Below are 19,284 nucleotides of genomic sequence, written 5' to 3' on the forward strand. Positions count from 1 at the left end.
CTAGTCAATGACCTTGGGGACCAGAAAAAGCCCTTGTTTTGAGCCAGGTGCATTAGCCATGAGTGCCTCACGACGTTCGATCGAAGAGATTTCAGTCACCTCGTCAGCCCGAAGCCGCAGAGGCAGATCGGCGACCATCGCAAGTGGATGCGGCAGGGGTTCTATGCCGTGCGTGTCAACCGATTGCAGGGTTTGGATTAGACCGAGTATTTGATCTAAATCGTCGCGCGCTGTCTGTAATTGCTCGGTGCTGAGTTGCAAGCGCGCGAGTCGGGCGATTCTGACCACTTCTTGTTCTGTGAGTGCCATGAGGAGCTATGCCGTCAAAAGAGACTGTTGAGGGCGCGTAAAAGGGGATTGATCCCGTGTATTACCACGCAAAGAGAGAGAATTATAAGTTATGATAGGCGGCTATTTACAGCATTTTGCCCGATGTTCGTTATGATTCGAATTCTGGTGGATTCCCCGCGGTAAGTGCTTTGTGCACAAGTCCAGTGCTATTTTTATTGGCTGAGCAAACATGTTCGGATTTTTACGTAGTTATTTCTCTAGTGATATGGCGATCGATCTCGGTACAGCCAACACGCTGATTTATGTTCGCGGCAAAGGCATCGTACTGGATGAGCCCTCAGTCGTTGCGATCCGGCACGATGGCGGGCCTGGCGGCAAAAAAATTATCCAGGCAGTGGGCCACGAAGCCAAGCAGATGCTGGGTCGTGTGCCTGGCAACATCGAGGCGATTCGGCCGATGAAAGACGGGGTGATCGCTGATTTCACCGTCACTGAGCAAATGCTCAAACAATTTATCCGCATGGTGCATCCGCGCAATATGCTGGCACCAAGCCCTCGGATTATTGTGTGTGTGCCCTGCGGATCAACCCAGGTCGAGCGTCGCGCCATTCGAGAGTCCGCCCTTGGCGCAGGCGCAAGCCAGGTTTATCTGATCGAAGAGCCCATGGCAGCCGCGATTGGTGCAGGGCTTAATGTGTCTGATGCCAGTGGATCGATGGTTGTTGACATTGGTGGTGGCACGACCGAAGTGGCAGTCATTTCATTGGGTGGGATGGTCTATAAAGGATCCGTCCGTGTCGGTGGTGACAAGTTTGATGAAGCAATCGTCAACTACATCCGTCGTAACTACGGCATGCTGATCGGCGAGCCAACAGCCGAGATGATTAAAAAGCAAATTGGTTCTGCCTTCCCCGGTGCTGAGGTCCGTGAGATCGAGGTTAAAGGTCGCAATCTGGCTGAAGGCGTGCCGCGTAGCTTTACCGTATCATCGAATGAAATCCTCGAATCTTTGACTGACCCTTTGAACCAGATTGTTTCAGCTGTCAAGATTGCACTTGAAAACACACCACCTGAACTTGGCGCTGACATCACCGATAAGGGTATCGCCCTGACAGGTGGTGGTGCCCTGCTCAGAGATCTTGACCGCTTGTTGCAAGAAGAGACCGGTTTGCCAGTTATCGTGGCTGAGGATCCTCTGACCTGCGTGGTGCGCGGATGCGGTGACGCACTTGAGCATCTCGAGAAGTTAGGTGCTATTTTTATTAACGACTAGTCGTTTTGCTGTCTTAACCACGGGTGTGGCGACCTTTTAGCAGGGCGACGCATTTTTGAGCTCTTATGCAACAACAGAGCAATTTAAGGTTGTTTCGACGTGGGCTACCCAGCGAGTTCACTCTAGTCGTGCTTGTGGTTGTTGCGCTTGCGTTTTTGATTATTGATGCAAACTGGAGAACACTGAACCCCTTGCGACAAGCGGTAGCGGTGTTGATTTACCCTTTTCAGCGCGTCGTGATGTTCCCTCGGCAAGCCATCGTTATAGTGGATGACTGGTTTGATGCCGCTGCGTCGGCCAAATCCGAAAGTGAAGCCCTGCAAAAACAGAGAATTGAGCTCTCCCAACTTGCTACGCATGCTGCGCAGTTGACAACTGAAAACGGTCAGCTGAAAAGATTGATGGGCGTGTTTGACAAGTTGGCAGAACAACCATCTATGGTCGTCGAGGTTCTCTACGAGCCATTTAACGCCTTCAGCCATCGGTTAGTGTTCAACAAAGGTAGCACTGCAGGGGTAGCAGCAGGCATGCCAGTGATCGATGAGGGCGGTGTCGTTGGGCAGATTGTGCGTGTCACCCCGTTTACCGCTGAAGCGGCCGTATTAACGGACGAGGTGGTGTCAATACCTGTGCAGTTGCTAAGAAATGGCCTGCGACTGATCGCTTTCGGATCGAGTACGCCCGGGAAGGTAGAGGTTCGTTATTTCGCTTCCGATGCTGATATTCGTGAAGGGGATGTGATGGTAACGAGCGGTGTGGGGGGCTTGTTTCCGCCCGGCTTATCTGTGGCGACCGTTAACAAAGTTGAGCGCGATTCAAGTTCAGGTTTCGCCCGCGCTGAAGGTCAACCTGCATCGCATCCTGAACGCTATCGTCACTTTTTGGTCTTGCTTGTGCCAATTGAGGGTAACGATATCGCCTCGGGCGCCATGACAAGTCCAGCTGGATCGCCATCTTCAGCGACCGGTAGCAATCGTTCGGAGGGCCCCAGTGCCAAGCCCAAAGCACGATAACCTGACGAATACGCGGTCGAAGGCTACCAGGCCACCGGTCCCCCGACCACAGATTGTGCGCACAGACCCACTCAACCACTTCAATAGTGCGGTTTTTTTGTGGGGCAGCATCTGGTTAGCATGGCTGTTGTCTATGCTGCCCTGGCGCAGTTGGCCTTACGCACCAGATATCTTGTTGCTCGTCATTGCTTTTTGGTGCACCCACGGAGCCGGCAGGATCGGTTTGGCCACCGCGTTTATATTCGGCATGCTTATCGATGTGCACGATGCCGGCCCTTTTGGTCAGCATGCATTGATCTACACGCTCATTGCCTATGGTGCAGAAGCACTGCATCGTCGACTACTGCGTTTTGAGTTATGGGGGCAATGTTTGCACATGCTTCCCATTTTCGTTCTTTCAAGTATGGCAGGGATAATGGTCTGCGCCTGGCTGGCAGGTGCCTGGCCGGGATGGTCCTGGGCAATATCCGCCGGGTTTACCGCGCTGTGCTGGCCTTTTGTGGGCTGGTTGTTGCTGATACCTCAGCGCCGACGGGCTGACGTCGAAGTCAACTCGGTTTAAGGTGCTGCCTTGTTTGATTCCACCCACGTTTATCAACGCCAACGAGACAGCTTCTTGCTTCGTACTGTCATTGCGGCGGTCTGTGTGCTGGTTGGGTTCGCTGCCCTGGGTATCCGCTTCTGGATTTTGCAAGTTGATCGGCATGAGGGCCTTGCTGCCCGTGCCGATAGCAATCGTATTGGGGTGGCCCCTATTCCGCCAAGACGAGGCGAAATCATGGATCGCAATGGCGAAGTCCTCGCGCGCAACTTTTTGAGCTACACCCTGGAAGTCGTCCCCGCCCGGTCCGGTAACATGAATGAAATGCTTGACGCACTCACCCCGATTGTTTACGTCAGTCCGGCAGAGCAGCGGCGCTTCAAACGAAGGGTGACAGAGGGCAGCCGTTACGCCAATGTCGTGTTGCGAAACAATTTAAATCCAACTGAAGCGTCATGGTTCGCTGCCCATGCTTTTCAGTTTCCCGGGGTTGAGCTACGTGCGCGCTGGGTAAGAGAATATCCTCAAGGCAAATCTGCGGCTCACGTGGTTGGTTACATTGGCCGAATCGCCGAGTCAGACGCTCAGCAGCTTGATGATCAAGGCCTAACAGGCAATTATCGCGGCAGTGACTTCATTGGCAAGAAGGGGATTGAAAAAACCTACGAAACACAGTTGCATGGTACGACTGGCGTTCAAGAGTACGAGGTGACCGCAGGCGGTCGACCGATGCGAACGCTTAAACGCATAGATCCGACCTCAGGCAAAAATCTTATTCTGTCGCTTGATATGAGACTGCAGCGCATTGCAGAAGACGCATTCAAGGATCATCGTGGAGCCCTGGTGGCGATTGAACCCGCGACCGGGGATATCCTTGCGTTTGTCTCTCAACCATCCTACGACCCTAATTTATTTATTGACGGCATTGATCAGGAAAGCTGGCGTCAGCTCAATGAGTCCTTGGATCACCCATTGATTAACCGACCTGTCTACGGGACCTATCCAATCGGGTCGACCTATAAGCCCTTCGTTGCGCTAGCCGCTCTGGAATTGAACAAGCGAAGTGCAACTGACGTCATTGCCGATCCGGGCTACTACGAGTTTGCAGGACAAAAATTTCACAACGCCGGAGGCATGGTTTTTGGCAGTATCGACATGTATCGGGCACTCGTTGTGTCATCGGATACATATTTTTATTCGCTTGGCCCCGAAATCGGCGTTGATAATTTGCACGACTTCATGAAACCCTTTGGGTTTGGGCAACTGACCGGTGTTGATATCGAAGGCGAGAAGAGAGGCATCTTGCCATCAAGCGAGTGGAAGCGTGCCGCGCTTAAACAAAAATGGTATGCAGGCGAGAGTGTGTCAATCGCGGTTGGCCAAGGCTATAACTCGTTCACCCTCATGCAGCTTGCCCAAGCGACTGCCGTTCTGGCTAATGATGGCGTTTATATAAAACCTCATCTGGTCAAGGCCCTGGAAAACGTCCGTACCAGCGAAAGAACGCTGACGGTGTCGGAGCCCAGTTATCGAATTCCTCTCAAGAAAGAGAATGTACAGGTGATCAAGCGTGCGCTAGCTGACGTCACGACCTTGGGAACCGCCCGGCAAGCATTTGCTGGCTCGAAATATCAAGCAGCCGGTAAAACCGGTACGGCCCAGGTTTATAGTTTGAAAGGTGGCAAGTACCGCGCCGACGTCAACGAGCGCTTGCGCGACCATTCGCTCTTCATGTCCTACGCCCCGGCAGCTGATCCAAAGATTGCGGTCGCGGTGATTGTCGAAAATGCAGGGTGGGGGGGAAGCGTCGCAGCCCCGATTGCCAGGCAGATTTTTGACGCCTGGCTCTTGGGCGATAAAGAGGCGCGTGCGAGCAACAGCTCGTTACCCCAGGCGCATACGCCAGCCGGAGTCACGACACAATGAAGTATTTAATTACGGGTTTCATTCGGTTCGTGACTGCCATCGATTGGCCGATGATGTTAATTCTGCTGGTGCTCGCCTCGACTGGCATGCTGGTCATGCACTCGGCGGTGGGCGGGACCGACTGGCGTTTTGCAGACCAGTTGCGTAATTTTCTCGTCGCGTTGACCGCGATGTGGGTGGTTGCCCTGATCCCGCAACCCGTGTTCATGAAATTCGCCTTACCCTGTTATTTGCTGGGCGTTGCCCTGCTGATCGCTGTTATGCTGTTTGGCGATACCAGCAAGGGAGCGACTCGCTGGCTGAATATTGGCGTGGCAAGAATTCAGCCTTCCGAAATGATGAAAATAGCCATGCCCCTTATGTTGGCCTGGTATTTTCAAGTGCGTGATGGATCGATGAGATTCTTCGATTTCATCGCGGCAATATTGTTGTTACTGATTCCTTTCGTGCTAATCGTTAAGCAGCCCGACTTGGGTACTGCCATTCTTGTTCTTGGGGCGGGTGCGTTTGTTATTTACTTTGCTGGTTTGTCTTTTAAGTTGCTGATCCCGCTAGCGGTTTGTGCTGTCATCTCTGTCACCGCCGTCGTGTCTTATCAAGACGTGCTGTGCAAGAGTGATTTCGATTGGATCGTACTCCGTGATTATCAGAAGCATCGCATTTGTACCTTGCTTGATCCCACTACTGATCCACTCGGCAAGGGATTTCATACGATACAGTCAACCATTGCAGTCGGTTCCGGAGGGGTCTTTGGCAAAGGTTATATGAAGGGCACCCAGACACATTTAGACTTTATTCCTGAGCGCACGACAGACTTTATTTTTGCCGTTTTTGCTGAGGAGTTTGGCATGTATGGCGGGGTCACCCTTCTGTTGATTTATGGTTTGTTGATCGCCCGCGGCTTGACGATTGCGGTGAGAGCGCAGACACAGTTTGGCCGCCTGCTAGCTGGTGCGTTAACGATGGTTCTTTTTATCTATGTTTTTGTCAACGTCGGGATGGTCACCGGGATATTGCCTGTTGTCGGCGTCCCCTTGCCGCTGATGAGTTATGGTGGCACAGCTTTAGTAACCATTGGCGTCGCCTGCGGCATGCTGATGAGTATCAACCGCTACCGGCCCGTTAAGAAGTAATTACCGCTTGGTCAATTAGCCCGGCAAGAATTTTTTTGACCGGCGTTGGTAGCCCGTAATGCTCAATTGACGCAATGTTTATCCAATCACTGTGCGATTTTTTTGCTTGTATCAAAATCGGCGTAATGTGAAGTTTGAAATGAGTGAAGACATGCTGGATCGATGCCATGGTTAATTGCCGTGTGATTGAGTAGCCGTTTGAATGGCTGTGTCCTTCAATGTCCTCTCGCTGATTATTTTCAATTTCAGGCAAGCTCCATAAGCCACCCCAAATGCCCGTTTCCGGGCGACGTTCCAGTAGCAGTCTCCCCTCGCTATACACAATTAGCATGCAGGTGCTTTTTTCAGGCAAGGCGCGACGCGTTTTCGGTGTGGGTAACTCGCTGGTCCGTCCCTGTGCATAGGCCACGCACCCAGCTTGTAAAGGGCACAAATCGCAGCGTGGTTTGTTTCGCGTACAAAGCGTGGCCCCCAAATCCATCAGACCCTGGGTGTAGGCTGTCATGGCCTGAGGGTCTTTGGTCAGATACGCCTTGGACGGGATTTCGGCGTTTGCCTTGTCCCAGAGCTGCGACTGAATTTGCCGTCGGTCCGTATCCCCTTCAATCGCGAAGTAGCGAGCGAAGACCCGCTTAACGTTGCCGTCCAGAATCGATACGCGCTCAGCAAAGCAGAACGAGGCGATCGCCGCGGCAGTCGAAGGACCAATGCCGGGCAGTGTCACCAGATCAGCCGCGTTGTTGGGAAATTGACCGCGCCACTCTGTCATCACTTTTTGTGCGCACGCGTGCAGATTTCTACCTCTAGCGTAGTAACCCAACCCCGCCCAAAGTGACATCACCTCTTGCGATGACGCTTGGGCGAGAGCAGCGACGTCAGGGTAGTTTTCGAGAAATTTTGCGTAATAACGCAACACAGTCGTCACTTGTGTCTGTTGCAACATGATTTCTGATAACCACACTCGATAAGGGTCGCGCGTCGTCTGCCAAGGCAAGCCGTGGCGGCCATGCTGCCGTTGCCACGGAATCAACGAGGGGGCAATTTTCATACCCTGCATCATACTTTTCAAATTGTTACGGCGCTTGCTCTGTCATCCGTTGAGGGTTAAAACCCTAACAACGGAGGTGACAAAAAATGAATGCCCCTTTTACCGCTGAACAGATGCTAGCTTTAGAGGCCGTCAAGCTCGACGACAAGTACAACCTGTCTGATGGTCGCGCTTGGATGAGCGGCATTCACGCCTTGGTGCGCCTCCCGATTAATCAACGCTTGCGAGATGTTCAGAGCGGCCTTAATACGGGGGGCTTTATCTCTGGCTATCGTGGGTCACCTCTTGGCGGGCTCGACCAAAACCTGTGGAAAGCGACCAAGCAATTGGCCGCACACCATGTGGTGTTTCAACCGGGTTTGAACGAAGATTTGGCTGCAACATCAATCTGGGGTTCACAGCAGGTCAACTTGTTCCCGGGGGCTAAGTACGACGGTGTATTTGGTATGTGGTACGGCAAGGGCCCTGGCGTTGATCGCAGCGGGGACGTGTTCAAACACGCCAACGGCGCTGGGACAGCGAAGCATGGGGGCGTACTGGTCGTCGCAGGGGATGATCATCCCGCTAAATCATCGACGCTTCCTCATCAAAGTGATCATATTCTCAAGGCTTGCGGGATCCCGGTGTTGTTTCCTGCCAGCGTACAAGAAGTCCTTGATTACGGCATGCACGGTTGGGCGATGAGTCGTTATGCGGGCGTTTGGGCAGGTCTGAAATGCATCACCGACATTGTGGAGGTCTCGGCATCAGTCGAAGTAGATCCAGGTCGGGTGAGGATTGTGATGCCTGATGATTTTGTGATGCCGTCTGATGGGCTCAATATCCGTCTGCCTGACACACCGCTGGCACAAGAGGCTCGGTTGCTTGATTACAAGTTGTATGCAGCCCTTGCTTACGCTCGTGCAAACGGTCTGAATCAGCAAAGGTGGGAAATCCCCGATGCCGAGGCCCGCTTTGGCATCATGACCTCAGGTAAGGCATATCTCGATACACGGCAGGCGTTAGCTGATCTGGGCTTATCTGAAAAAGTCTGCCGGCGTATTGGCTTGCGTTTGTTGAAAATCGGTATGGTGTGGCCGCTCGAATCGTCTTGTGTGCAGCGCTTTGCCGAAAACCTCGACGAAATTCTAGTGATTGAGGAAAAACGCCAAGTACTTGAGTATCAAGTGAAAGAAGAACTGTTTAGCTGGATCGGAAGAGGTAAAAAAATCCCCCGTGTGGTGGGCAAGTTTGATGACAAGGATGGCGGCGAATGGGCCGTACCCCAAGGTAACTGGCTGTTGCCTGCTCACTACGAGTTTTCTCCAGCCATGGTCGCTCGTGTGATTGCCCAGCGCTTGCTCAAAATCACTCTGCCCGACGATGTGCGCCAGGGGATTGAAAGTCGACTCAACTTTTTGGATGCTCACGAAAGAGAGCTAGCCAAGCCAAGAGTGGTTGCCGAGCGTAAGCCCTGGTTTTGCTCTGGTTGCCCTCACAACACCTCGACACGTGTGCCTGAGGGTTCTCGAGGAATGGCCGGCATTGGTTGTCATTACATGGTGGTGTGGATGGATCGCAACACACCAACCTTTACTCAGATGGGTGGTGAAGGCATGCCCTGGTTAGGGCAAGCTCCTTTCACGACAGAGCAACACGTTTTTGCCAATCTCGGTGACGGCACTTATTACCATTCTGGTTTGCTTGCGATTCGCGCGGCGATTGCAGCTAACGCTTCGATGACCTACAAAATTTTGTTTAATGATGCCGTGGCGATGACTGGTGGACAGCCAGTTGAAGGATCGCCAACGGTGCCAGCGATTGCGTTTCAGGTTGCCGCGGAGGGCGCCAAAAAAGTCGTCATTGTCACAGATGAGCCTGAAAAGTATGCGGACGTTACCTTGCCTAAGGACGTCGTCGTCAAGCACCGCGATCAGTTGGATGCGGTGCAGAGGGATCTGCGCGAAATCAAAGGCACGACGGTCTTGATCTACGATCAGACTTGCGCGACTGAAAAGCGGCGACGCCGCAAGCGCAACGCTTATCCGGATCCTGCCAAGCGTGTGGTGATCAATGAGGCGGTTTGCGAGGGCTGCGGTGATTGTTCGAAGAAATCCAATTGTCTGTCGGTCGAGCCGCTCGAAACTGATTTGGGCCGCAAGCGAGTGATCAACCAATCGAGCTGCAATAAGGATTTCTCTTGTCTGAATGGATTTTGCCCTAGCTTTGTGACGGTTGAAGGTGGTCAGTTGCGTCGCCCGCCAACGCTCAGTCTGGGTGATCTGCATCAGGGTCTCCCTGAACCTGAACTGCCATCCCTTGAACGCCCTTATGGCGTTTTTGTGGCGGGTGTCGGCGGGACCGGTGTGGTGACCATTGGGCAGTTGCTCGGTATGGCTGCGCACTTGGAGGGTAAGGGCGGGTCGGTACTCGATATGGCTGGCTTGGCTCAGAAGGGTGGTGCAGTCTATTCGCACGCATTGATCGCTGCGAAATCTGATGAAATTCTCACGACACGCATCGCAATGGGCGACGCTGATTTGATTCTGGCGGGAGATCTTGTTGTTGGTTCAAGTCCGGAAGCAGTGTCGAGAATGCGGTCGGGGCGTACCCATACCCTGCTGAATTCGGATATTGCGCCGACGGCCGCGTTTATCAGTCAACCAGACTGGTCTCTGGCCAGTAGCGATTTGCGAGCTGAAATCGACAAGGCTTGTGGTGATGGTCGAATCCGCAACTTGGATGCGTCTGAGATTGCGGTCAAGCTACTAGGTGATGCGGTGTACGCCAACCCCATCATGATGGGCTTTGCTTATCAACTGGGCTGGCTGCCGCTGCATCACCTGTCAATCGAAAAAGCCATTGAGCTCAACGGCGTTCAAATCAAGAAGAACATCGACGCTTTCAATGTGGGCAGATGTGCGGCGCACGACTCGTCTCGAATTCTAAAATTAATTAGCGGTGGTGAAACGTCGCTTGAGCATAGCCCCCAGACCGCGACGGTCGTTGAACTGCATAAGGGACCCGCCACGCTTGCTTGGCTGCGCGATGATCGCATTGCTCGTTTGACTCAATATCAAAATGCCGCCTATGCCCGGCGCTATGTAATGCTGGTTGATCAAGTCGCGGCGATGGAGAAGCAGGTTTGTGGCACAGACACGTTAGCTAAAGTCGTGGCTCGCTACTATTTCAAGTTGCTTGCTTACAAGGACGAATACGAAGTTGCACGCTTGTACACCAACGGTGATTTTTTAAGTAATGTCCACAAGCAGTTTGAAGGCAACTGGTCACTGAAGTTTCACCTGGCGCCCCCTTTGTTCTCGAAAAAAGACGAGCACGGCCATTTGATTAAGCAGACTTATGGCCCTTATATGCTGTGGGGATTCAAAGGACTTGCAAAGCTTAAATTTTTGCGCGGAACCCTGTTGGATGTGTTTGGCTTTACGGCAGAGCGTCGCCAGGAGCGTGCTTTGATTGTTGACTACGAGAACACCGTTGCTGATGTGTTGAGCAAACTCACTCCGGCGACACGACAGGCTGCAGAATCGCTGCTGAGTATTCCAGAAGAGATCCGAGGTTATGGGCACGTTAAAGAGGCCGCGATTGAGAAAGCGAGGGCATTACAGGCTGAGCGACTCGGCGTGTTTAGGGCGGCAGTGGCTGGTGACGATGTTAAACGGGCCGCTTGAACCCTGTAAAAAACCTGACGAGTGTTTGCAATCAGAACCGTGTATGCCGGTTCACAGACCATCTTGCCGAAACAGATCCCAGTGCAGCCACTGCGATGACTGCTGAGATCAGGGTGGTGGTGGGCAATAATCCCATTGAGAACTCTGCGTCGTAGCTATGAGCCAAACTACTCAAGGCCTCATTGAGTGGTATTAAAGCAGCACGTGCAATAGCAATTGCTAATAAACAAGACAAGACGCAGGTCACTGCACCAAGATAGAGAAACGGCCGGCGGACAAACGACTCAGTTGCCCCGACTAAGCGCGCGACGGCAATCTCTTCGCGTTGCGAAAGCGCCTGCATACGAACGGTATTAAATACTGTCGCCAGAACGACCAGTGCCACACTTAAGCCCAGCAAGCTCAAGCCTATTTTCGCAAAACGTAAAATGGCTTCCAGACGCTGCACCCAAGCACTGTCTAGTTGCACGAGATCGACCTCGTCCCAAGTAGCCCATTGCTTGGCCAGGCTTTTTGCTTTGGCTGCGAGGTCTTCACTATTGGCTAGTGTCACGACTACTGCGTCTGGCAAGGGGTTGCCCGGCAAAACTCTCAACGCTTGTTCCCAGGCGGGATTGTCGCGCAGCGCGACGAGTGCTTTTTCTTTAGAGACAACGCGTAGCGCGGAAGAAAAATCCGGATGTTCTTTTCGGATGCGGTTCGCAATTTTTTCTGCAGCGCCTGCAATCGCCTCGGGTTTCAGAAAAATGGTCAGCTCTGGCGTGATGGACACTTGTCGCACGACTGGTTGAACGGCTGTGAGCAAGCTAGCACCGATCAGCGGCAGTGACAGCGCCAAGGCGATGACCAGGACGTTTGCTATGGAAGAAAACGGCTGGGCCAACAGCCGTCGTAACGTGACGGTGATCGCGTAGCGGTGTTGGGTCAACCAGCTCTTCATTGTCTGTTCTCGCTACTTGCGCTATCGGCAAAATGCCGCTGGGTAATTCTCAGGCATCTTGTGGCATGCTGAGCCATGAGTGCTTCATCGTGCGAAGCAATCAGTGTGGTGACACCGACTCGATTAAAGTCACGAAAGACCGACATGATGCGCTGCGCGGTTTCAGCGTCGAGGTTTGCCGTCGGTTCGTCTGCGATCAGGATCGCTGGTCGGTTGACAATGGCGCGGGCAATCGCCAAGCGCTGTTGTTCACCCCCAGACAGGGTGATTGGGTTAGCCTGTTCTTTTTGAGACAACCCCACTTTCTCGAGCGCGGCTCTGGCGCGTGATTTTGCAGTGCTCATCGGCAATCCGGTGACCGAGAGAGGTAACAAAACGTTATCAATTGCGCTGCGATCGTAAAGCAAATGTGTGTCTTGCAAGATAACACCTACGGCTCGGCGCAGGTAGGGTTTGGCGCGCGCGGAGAGTTTGTCCAAGCGTTGACCGTTGACTTGAATGGAGCCGCGGGATGCTGGCTCTAAACCCGCAATCAGCTTTAATAGCGTAGATTTACCAGCACCCGAGGGCCCTGCGACGAAGACGAATTCTCCGGCGGTCACTTGAAAAGTGATGTCCGCCAGAATATTTTTCTCTTGGCCGTACGACTTGAAAACGTGCAGAAATTCGATCATGGCATGCTAAATCCTATTTACGAATAGTAACGCCCGTTCGCGAAATAGCTATTGCAAACGAGGGATTTCCCTCATACATTCATATAGTGGACGCGACTAATATCTCGCAACCGTGCTTGTACGCTAACTGGTGTAAGGGTTTGCACCCCAAATACCCAATTATTTCTGGAGAATATTCAATGAAAGTTTTCAAGCTAGCTGCCGTGGTGGCTCTGCTCGTTGCTGGTACATCAGTTGTTCAAGCAGGTGCGACTTTTGAGAGCGTCAAGAAGAAAGGTTTTGTCCAATGTGGGGTATCGACTGGCGTCGCGGGTTTTTCAGCCGCTGACAGCAAAGGCGAATGGAAGGGTCTTGATATCGATCTGTGTCGGTCGATCGCAGCAACCATGTTTAATGATGCAAGCAAATTTAAAGTGACACCGCTGACGGCGCAGCAGCGGTTTACCGCTTTGCAGTCTGGTGAAATTGACGTGCTGACCCGTAACACGACCCAGACCTTGACGCGCGATGCGACACTGGGCTTATTAGGTGCAGGTGTGCTGTATTACGATAGCCAGGGTGTGATTGTTAAGAAAAGTTTGAACGTTAAAAGCGCTAAAGAACTCGGCGGCGCCACGGTTTGCGTTCAGCCTGGCACGACAACCGAGCTCAATCTGGCTGATTGGTTTCGCGCCAACAAGATTGATTTCAAACCTGTGGTGATCGAAAAGCTTGAAGAAGTTGTTAACGCTTTCGTAGCGGGACGTTGCGATGCTTACACGACAGATAAATCTGGGTTGGCATCTACTCGGTCAACTTTCCCTAATCCTGATGACTATGTTATTTTGCCTGAGGACTTCTCAAAAGAGCCCCTCGGTCCGATGGTTCGTCAAGGTGATGAGCAGTGGTTCAATATTGTTCGCTGGTCCCTGAATGCTTGGGTCGAAGCAGAAGAGTACGGCATCACTTCAGCCAATGCTGACGACATGTTGAAAAGCACTAACCCCAATGTTCAGCGTATTCTCGGCGCCACACCGGGCATGGGCAAAAACTTGGGTGTTGATGAAAAATGGGCATACACCATCGTCAAACAGATTGGTAATTATGGCGAAAGTTTTGACCGCACAGTCGGCGCCGGTAGCCCGCTTAAGTTGCCACGCGGTTTGAATCAGCAGTGGACAAAAGGCGGTGTCATGTACGCATGGCCAATTCGTTAATTAATATTTGATCCACCGGGGCGGCCTGACCGCCCCAATTTTTTTGCTAATTTGCTCATGACCGGTCAACCTCTTCAATCAGTGAAACGCCCGAAAGCAAAGCTTTCCTGGAGCGATCCCGTCTTGCGCTCGATTCTTTTTCAGATTATTGCCATTGCGATGTTCGCCACTGGTATCTGGTTTCTCGTTCACAACACCTTAAGCAACTTAGCGACTAGCCACATTTCAACCGGGTTTGCTTTCTTATCCCGTGAAGCGGGATTTGCGATTGGTGAATCCATCATTTCCTACGGCCCAGCTGATACTTACTTGCGTGCAATTGCTGTTGGGCTGTTGAATACGCTCGTCGTGGCTGGCCTTGGCATCGTGCTCGCCACCCTGCTTGGAACCGTGATCGGGGTTGCCCGCTTATCGAAAAACTGGCTCATTGCAAAACTTGCTGCCATTTATGTCGAGATCATCCGAAACATCCCTTTGCTACTGCAAATGTTTTTCTGGTATTCGATCATCTCTGAAAATATGCCAGGCCCAAGACAAGCCTTGCATCCGATTGCTGGTGTGTTCATCTCTAATCGCGGTATTAAGGTACCTGGCTTGCTCGGTGACGGGCTCGTCTGGCTGTTTGTGGGCGTTGGTCTGGCGATGCTGGTCACGATCCTCATTAATAACTGGGCTTCCCGCCGTCAAGCGCAGACTGGGCAAATATTCCCGGTCTGGCGTGTTGGTTTACTTCTCGTGCTCGCGTTACCCTTACTTTGCTGGGGGCTTAGCGGGCAATCGATCATCGTTGATATGCCCGCCTTGAAGGGTTTTAATTTTGCTGGCGGCTTAACACTTACCCCCGAATTCGCGGCATTGCTCGTTGGCCTCGTCGTTTACACGGCCGCGTTTATCGCTGAAGTCGTACGCGCAGGCATTCAATCGGTGAGCAACGGTCAATGGGAGGCATCCGATGCGCTGGGACTGAAGCGCAGCCTGTCGCTGAGACTCGTTGTATTGCCTCAGGCTCTAAGAGTCATCATTCCACCCATGACGAGCCAATATCTCAATATCACCAAGAATAGTTCGTTAGCGGTAGCGATTGGTTATCCCGATATCGTCTCTATTATCAATACAACGCTCAATCAGACGGGTCAGGCGATAGAAGGGATCATGATTATCATGGCCGCCTACCTCACCGTGAGTCTGTCAATCTCGGTGTTTATGAACTGGTACAACAAACGCATCGCGTTGACGGAGCGTTGATGATGAGCACTATGAATACTCGCGCTGAAACACAATCTGCCGTGCCACCGACCCGCATTAGCTTGGGTCCTTGGGTTTGGGTGAAAAATAATTTATTGTCTTCGCCTTTCAATATCGTCTTGACCCTATTGGTGCTCTGGCTGCTTGTGCTGTCCGTTCCTGCCTTTTTTGATTGGGCGGTTCTTAACGCAAATGTGTCCGCCTTGAGTGGCCAAGAATGCAGAAAAACCAGCGGCGCCTGTTGGGCTATTGTTGTTCAGAACTATCGGTTGATGCTGTTCAGCACCTATCCTTATGATGAGCAATGGAGGCCGCTACTTGCGACCTTGTTATTGATCGGTGTGATTGCGCTGAGTGGCTGGCGCAGATTTTGGCATCCTTTTTTGGGCGCCATCTGGCTGGGTGTACTGGTTGCCGTCGCGATTTTAATGTGGGGTGGTGTTGTCGGTCTGCGTTATGTCGAAAATAGTCTTTGGGGTGGTTTGCCTGTTACTTTGTTGTTGGCGACGTTTGGTATTGTCTTCGCCTTCCCTTTGGGGATATTGCTTGCACTTGGGCGTCGCTCAAAAATGCCTGTAATCAAAACCCTTTGTGTTGGCTATATTGAACTGATCCGAGGTGTGCCCCTCATCAGCCTGTTATTTATGGCTTCCGTGATGCTACCGTTGTTTTTGCCGGCAGGGATGACAATTGATAAGCTGCTGCGGGCGCAGGTCGCCATCATTCTGTTTGCGGCTGCCTATATCGCTGAGATCGTTCGTGCCGGCTTGCAGGCTATCCCCAAAGGGCAGTACGAAGGAGCTGATTCGCTGGGCTTGAGTTATTGGCAACAAATGCGCCTGGTTATTTTGCCTCAAGCCTTGAAAGTGGTGATTCCGCCGCTTGTGAGTATTTTTATTGCTATGTTTAAAGATACTTCTCTCGTTGTGATCATTGGTATTTTTGACTTAACCCTGGCCGCCAAAGCTGCACTGGTTAACCAAGAATGGCGAGGTTTTAGCGTTGAAGTGTATTTATTTATTGCAGCGATTTATTTCATTTTTTGTTACTCGATGTCGCGGTATAGCCAAGCGCTGGAAAAGCGTCTGGCGACCGGCTATCAACGATAGGTCTGGAGATCAATATGGCCGATGCCATCATTAGCATGAAAGATGTCAACAAGTGGTATGGCAAGTTTCATGTTTTGCGTAACGTTAATCTTGAAGTGACGCGCGGTGAGCGGATTGTGATTTGCGGGCCTTCGGGCTCTGGTAAGTCAACCCTGATTCGTTGCATTAATAGGCTGGAAGAGCATCAGCAAGGCAGCATCGTGGTCGAAGGGATCGAAATGACTAACGACTTGAAAGATGTTGAAGCGATCCGACGTGACGTAGGTATGGTGTTTCAACACTTCAATTTGTTTCCTCACTTGACCGTGCTTGAAAATCTGACGCTTGGACCGATCTGGGTACTGAAGACCCCCAAGGCCAAGGCTGAAGCTGACGCAATGAAGTACCTTGAGCGTGTTCGGATACCTGACCAGGCGAACAAGTACCCTGGGCAATTATCCGGTGGCCAGCAACAGCGTGTGGCGATCGCGCGCTCGCTGTGCATGGCCCCTAAAATCATGTTGTTCGATGAACCGACGTCTGCCCTCGATCCAGAAATGGTGAAAGAGGTGCTTGATGTCATGGTCAATCTTGCCCAAGAGTCGGGTATGACCATGTTGTGTGTTACCCATGAAATGAGCTTTGCACGCAAAGTGGCTGATCGTGTCATCTTTATGGATAAAGGCGAAATCATCGAACAAAATGCGCCGGACGCGTTTTTTGATCATCCGCAAAACGAACGTACAAAATTGTTTCTCAGCCAAATCCTGCACTGATGCCTACACGGTTTCACCTCAAGCGAAGGCGCTTATGTGCCGGGATTGTTTTACTCGCGACCACGTGCTCCGCACAACTGGTGTGCGCGCAAGCGACCAGCAATGCGCCGTGGCCAGTCAAACCACTAAGAATGGTGGTGCCCTATCCTCCTGGCGGGCCACTCGACACCATGGCGCGACTGCTGGCAGAAAAAATACGCGGCCCACTCGGGCAGCCTGTTATTGTTGAGAACAAGCCCGGGGCTGGCGGTAACGTTGGTGCCGATCTGATTGCGAAGGCCAATCCCGATGGTTATACCCTGGTGATGGGTGCCGTCGCTACTCACGCAATTAATCCTTGGCTCTTTGCCAATATTCCCTATGACCCAGTGAAAGATTTCGCACCTGTCGCGCTGGTCGCTTCAGTCCCGAACGTCTTGGTGGTCAACAAAGACTTCGCGCAACGCAATAAAATTGAGACGCTAACGGATTTAATTCGTTATGCAGTTCAACAACCAGGCAAACTCAATTACGGCTCTGGGGGTTCTGGCAGCGCGGGGCATCTAGCAGGTGAGCTGCTCAAGGCAAGAGCGCATATCGACGTGGTGCATGTTCCTTACCAAGGTGCGTCGCCAGCGCAACTAGCCCTATTGTCAGGTCAGTCGGATTTCATGTTCGATAATTTGGCCGCATCGGCCGCTTTAATCCGAGAGGAGAAGGTGCTGCCGTTGGCGGTCACGACGAGCGCCCGCTCAGCTATGTTGCCAGCCGTGCCGACGGTTGAGCAAGCTGGGGTGACACCTTTCGATATTGGCACCTGGTTCGGTGTATTCACCACTGCAGGCACGCCTGATCCGATTGTTCAAAGCTTACACAGCGCTTACGAAAAAGCGCTACGCGATCCCGAGGTAATAGAAAGGCTCAATACGATGGGTTCAGATGCAATGAGCCTGACCACTGCGCAATTCGCAGAGATGGTTAAACAAGAACGTGATAAGTACAAAGAGATTGTGAAGATCTCGGGTGCGCAAGTTAATTAAGATATTTTTGTTGTGTTTTGCAGCGATTTGCCGGCATCTAAGGGTAACGAAGTGAAGGACCAGCCAGCTAGCATGCAAAAAGCGCCTACGACAAAAAACGCAGGCACGATATCGTGTGCGGCCAGGGTTTTGTCGCCTGTGACTAAAAGGCTGATCCTGATGCTGGCAGCGGCGATCCCCACCCCTAAACTAATACCTAGTTGTTGTCCCATCGCGGCGAAGCTGCTGGCACGACTCATGCCTGCTTGAGGGACGTCTGCGTAGGCCAGGGTATTCGTGGCTGTGAATTGTAGCGATCTAAAAAAACCACCAATGAGTAGGGCACCAATCATCAAGCTTTTTGGGGTATCAGCAGAAAAGGCTGCACAAGCAATTAAGGCGCCACCGGTTAATACGGCATTTCCCACGAGTACTCGTCTGTAGCCCCAGTATTGCAAAATAGGCGGGGCGACAAATTTCATCAGCAAGGCACCTATGGCACCGGTGAAGGTAATTAAGCCTGCCGATAAGGGTGACATGCCGAAACCAACCTGTAGTAGCAGGGCTAGTAAAAATGGCGACGCGCCGACTGTAAATCGGCATAGGTTGCCGGCCAGCATCGCAACACGAAACGTTGGGATGCGCATCAAGGTCAAATCAAGGATGGGTTCTTCGTGCCGTTTTGCGTGCCAGATGTAAACCAAACCCGACACCACCCCGATTGCCACAAGAATCAGTGTCCGGAGGATCGAGGCGTCTGCATTGCTAAGCATTTCAAAGCCCCCAACCAGGCTCGCCAGGCAAATTGAGCTCAATAAAAACCCCAGCCAATCTAGACGATGGGGTAGGCCATCCAAAGGTAACTCTTTGACGTATCTCAAAATCATCACAATTCCGGCGATACCAATGGGAATATTGATGAGAAAAATCCAATGCCAGGACGCATACGTGACCAAAAAGCCGCCGAGTGGCGGTCCCATCATGGGCCCGAGCAGGGCGGGCATCGACAAGAACGCCATCAGGTTGAGCAATTGCCTTTTGGGGGTGGTGCGCAAGAGAATGATTCTGCCGACAGGCACCATCATGGCCCCAGCCAAGCCTTGCATCACACGTCCTGCAATCAATTGCATAACTGTGCCGGACATCGCGCAGCCGACGGAACTCAGCGTGAACAAGGCAATCGCCGCAACAAAAACACGGCGGGCACCGAACCGGTCGGCCGCCCAGCCACTAATCGGCACAAATACCGCGGCGGATAATAAATAAGACGTGATGGCAACATTCAGCTCCACCGCAGTCGTTCCTAGCGCACGGGCCATCGCAGGCAGTGCGGTGGCGACCACGGTTGAATCAAGCATTTGCATAAATAATGCGCAACCGATGATAAAGGCCAGTAGGTGGCCAGACGCTTGCTTTTCAGTCGGGGGCGATATTTTTTTTGTTGAATTACTAGAGGCTGGCATCTAAAAAGCTT

At 52.2% G+C, this 19,284-nt stretch carries 16 protein-coding genes; 11 read left to right on the top strand and 5 right to left on the bottom strand.

Annotated features, from left to right (window positions below; all coding sequences use genetic code 11):
- Positions 1 to 309, bottom strand: a complete 309-nt coding sequence (gene gatC / locus BCM14_RS12300) for an Asp-tRNA(Asn)/Glu-tRNA(Gln) amidotransferase subunit GatC (RefSeq protein ID WP_106228342.1) — start codon at positions 307 to 309, stop codon at positions 1 to 3.
- Positions 310 to 520: 211 nt separating this feature from the next.
- Between gatC and BCM14_RS12305 the strand changes: the two genes are divergently transcribed.
- The 5 genes from BCM14_RS12305 to rodA all read left to right on the top strand — a co-directional run bounded on the left by BCM14_RS12305 (position 521) and on the right by rodA (position 6,177).
- Positions 521 to 1,564, top strand: coding sequence for a rod shape-determining protein (locus BCM14_RS12305; RefSeq protein WP_106228343.1), 1,044 nt, complete (start codon positions 521 to 523; stop codon positions 1,562 to 1,564).
- Between the two features lie 65 nt (positions 1,565 to 1,629).
- Positions 1,630 to 2,577 carry a rod shape-determining protein MreC gene (mreC, locus tag BCM14_RS12310; protein ID WP_106228344.1) on the top strand — a complete coding sequence of 316 codons (948 nt, stop codon included), beginning with the start codon at positions 1,630 to 1,632 and terminating at the stop codon, positions 2,575 to 2,577.
- A 55-nt stretch (positions 2,578 to 2,632) separates the two neighbouring features.
- The gene (mreD, locus tag BCM14_RS12315) at positions 2,633 to 3,139 is read left to right on the top strand and encodes a rod shape-determining protein MreD (protein ID WP_259673598.1); all 507 of its coding nucleotides are present in this window, start codon (positions 2,633 to 2,635) and stop codon (positions 3,137 to 3,139) included.
- Positions 3,140 to 3,193: 54 nt separating this feature from the next.
- Positions 3,194 to 5,044, top strand: a complete 1,851-nt coding sequence (gene mrdA / locus BCM14_RS12320) for a penicillin-binding protein 2 (RefSeq protein WP_259673626.1) — start codon at positions 3,194 to 3,196, stop codon at positions 5,042 to 5,044.
- Positions 5,041 to 6,177: a rod shape-determining protein RodA gene (gene rodA, locus BCM14_RS12325; RefSeq protein WP_106228347.1), complete on the top strand. Its 1,137-nt coding sequence runs from the start codon at positions 5,041 to 5,043 to the stop codon at positions 6,175 to 6,177. Before mrdA ends, rodA begins: the two co-directional genes overlap by 4 nt.
- Here the strand turns inward: rodA and mutY are convergent.
- Positions 6,167 to 7,234, bottom strand: coding sequence for an A/G-specific adenine glycosylase (gene mutY / locus BCM14_RS12330; protein WP_375318488.1), 1,068 nt, complete (start codon positions 7,232 to 7,234; stop codon positions 6,167 to 6,169). The genes rodA and mutY overlap by 11 nt on opposite strands.
- Positions 7,235 to 7,311: 77 nt before the next feature.
- Between mutY and BCM14_RS12335 the strand changes: the two genes are divergently transcribed.
- Positions 7,312 to 10,893: an indolepyruvate ferredoxin oxidoreductase family protein gene (locus tag BCM14_RS12335; protein ID WP_106228348.1), complete on the top strand. Its 3,582-nt coding sequence runs from the start codon at positions 7,312 to 7,314 to the stop codon at positions 10,891 to 10,893.
- A gap of 31 nt (positions 10,894 to 10,924) precedes the next feature.
- Here the strand turns inward: BCM14_RS12335 and BCM14_RS12340 are convergent, their stop codons facing one another.
- Entirely contained in the window at positions 10,925 to 11,833 is a 909-nt protein-coding gene (locus BCM14_RS12340) for a cell division protein FtsX (RefSeq protein ID WP_106228349.1), read from the bottom strand.
- Positions 11,830 to 12,507: a cell division ATP-binding protein FtsE gene (locus BCM14_RS12345; protein ID WP_106228350.1), complete on the bottom strand. Its 678-nt coding sequence runs from the start codon at positions 12,505 to 12,507 to the stop codon at positions 11,830 to 11,832. The genes BCM14_RS12340 and BCM14_RS12345 overlap by 4 nt, the downstream gene beginning before the upstream one ends.
- Before the next feature lie 179 nt (positions 12,508 to 12,686).
- On the opposite strand from BCM14_RS12345, the gene BCM14_RS12350 reads away from it, so the two are divergent.
- The 5 genes from BCM14_RS12350 to BCM14_RS12370 are packed head-to-tail and all read left to right on the top strand — an operon-like array spanning position 12,687 to position 17,831.
- The gene (locus BCM14_RS12350) at positions 12,687 to 13,703 is read left to right on the top strand and encodes an amino acid ABC transporter substrate-binding protein (protein WP_106228351.1); all 1,017 of its coding nucleotides are present in this window, start codon (positions 12,687 to 12,689) and stop codon (positions 13,701 to 13,703) included.
- A gap of 57 nt (positions 13,704 to 13,760) precedes the next feature.
- Complete coding sequence (locus BCM14_RS12355; RefSeq protein WP_106228352.1) at positions 13,761 to 14,948, top strand: amino acid ABC transporter permease; 1,188 nt, start codon at positions 13,761 to 13,763, stop codon at positions 14,946 to 14,948.
- An 11-nt stretch (positions 14,949 to 14,959) separates the two neighbouring features.
- Entirely contained in the window at positions 14,960 to 16,057 is a 1,098-nt protein-coding gene (locus BCM14_RS12360; protein ID WP_375318489.1) for an amino acid ABC transporter permease, read from the top strand.
- A gap of 14 nt (positions 16,058 to 16,071) precedes the next feature.
- Positions 16,072 to 16,812, top strand: a complete 741-nt coding sequence (locus BCM14_RS12365) for an amino acid ABC transporter ATP-binding protein (protein WP_106228354.1) — start codon at positions 16,072 to 16,074, stop codon at positions 16,810 to 16,812.
- On the top strand, positions 16,812 to 17,831 hold the full coding sequence (locus BCM14_RS12370; RefSeq protein ID WP_106228355.1) for a Bug family tripartite tricarboxylate transporter substrate binding protein: 1,020 nt from the start codon (positions 16,812 to 16,814) through the stop codon (positions 17,829 to 17,831). The genes BCM14_RS12365 and BCM14_RS12370 overlap by 1 nt, the downstream gene beginning before the upstream one ends.
- Here the strand turns inward: BCM14_RS12370 and BCM14_RS12375 are convergent.
- Positions 17,828 to 19,273 (bottom strand): DHA2 family efflux MFS transporter permease subunit, encoded by a 1,446-nt coding sequence (locus tag BCM14_RS12375; RefSeq protein WP_106228356.1) that lies wholly within the window; start codon positions 19,271 to 19,273, stop codon positions 17,828 to 17,830. The two genes, BCM14_RS12370 and BCM14_RS12375, sit on opposite strands and share 4 nt — an antisense overlap.
- Between the last annotated feature and the right edge of the window lie 11 nt (positions 19,274 to 19,284).

This window comes from Jezberella montanilacus (assembly GCF_003003055.1).
Classification (GTDB): Bacteria; Pseudomonadota; Gammaproteobacteria; order Burkholderiales; family Burkholderiaceae_B; genus Zwartia; species Zwartia montanilacus.

Excerpts from the sequence above, each read along its gene's own strand:
- mreC (WP_106228344.1), top strand. The coding sequence starts at position 1,630 with ATGCAACAACAGAGCAATTTAAGGTTGTTTCGACGTGGGCTACCCAGC.
- BCM14_RS12355 (WP_106228352.1), top strand. The coding sequence starts at position 13,761 with ATGACCGGTCAACCTCTTCAATCAGTGAAACGCCCGAAAGCAAAGCTT.
- gatC (WP_106228342.1), bottom strand. The coding sequence starts at position 309 with ATGGCACTCACAGAACAAGAAGTGGTCAGAATCGCCCGACTCGCGCGC.
- BCM14_RS12345 (WP_106228350.1), bottom strand. The coding sequence starts at position 12,507 with ATGATCGAATTTCTGCACGTTTTCAAGTCGTACGGCCAAGAGAAAAAT.
- BCM14_RS12335 (WP_106228348.1), top strand. The coding sequence starts at position 7,312 with ATGAATGCCCCTTTTACCGCTGAACAGATGCTAGCTTTAGAGGCCGTC.
- rodA (WP_106228347.1), top strand. The coding sequence starts at position 5,041 with ATGAAGTATTTAATTACGGGTTTCATTCGGTTCGTGACTGCCATCGAT.
- BCM14_RS12305 (WP_106228343.1), top strand. The coding sequence starts at position 521 with ATGTTCGGATTTTTACGTAGTTATTTCTCTAGTGATATGGCGATCGAT.
- BCM14_RS12375 (WP_106228356.1), bottom strand. The coding sequence starts at position 19,273 with ATGCCAGCCTCTAGTAATTCAACAAAAAAAATATCGCCCCCGACTGAA.
- mutY (WP_375318488.1), bottom strand. The coding sequence starts at position 7,234 with ATGCAGGGTATGAAAATTGCCCCCTCGTTGATTCCGTGGCAACGGCAG.
- BCM14_RS12365 (WP_106228354.1), top strand. The coding sequence starts at position 16,072 with ATGGCCGATGCCATCATTAGCATGAAAGATGTCAACAAGTGGTATGGC.
- BCM14_RS12340 (WP_106228349.1), bottom strand. The coding sequence starts at position 11,833 with ATGAAGAGCTGGTTGACCCAACACCGCTACGCGATCACCGTCACGTTA.
- BCM14_RS12370 (WP_106228355.1), top strand. The coding sequence starts at position 16,812 with ATGCCTACACGGTTTCACCTCAAGCGAAGGCGCTTATGTGCCGGGATT.
- BCM14_RS12360 (WP_375318489.1), top strand. The coding sequence starts at position 14,960 with ATGAATACTCGCGCTGAAACACAATCTGCCGTGCCACCGACCCGCATT.
- BCM14_RS12350 (WP_106228351.1), top strand. The coding sequence starts at position 12,687 with ATGAAAGTTTTCAAGCTAGCTGCCGTGGTGGCTCTGCTCGTTGCTGGT.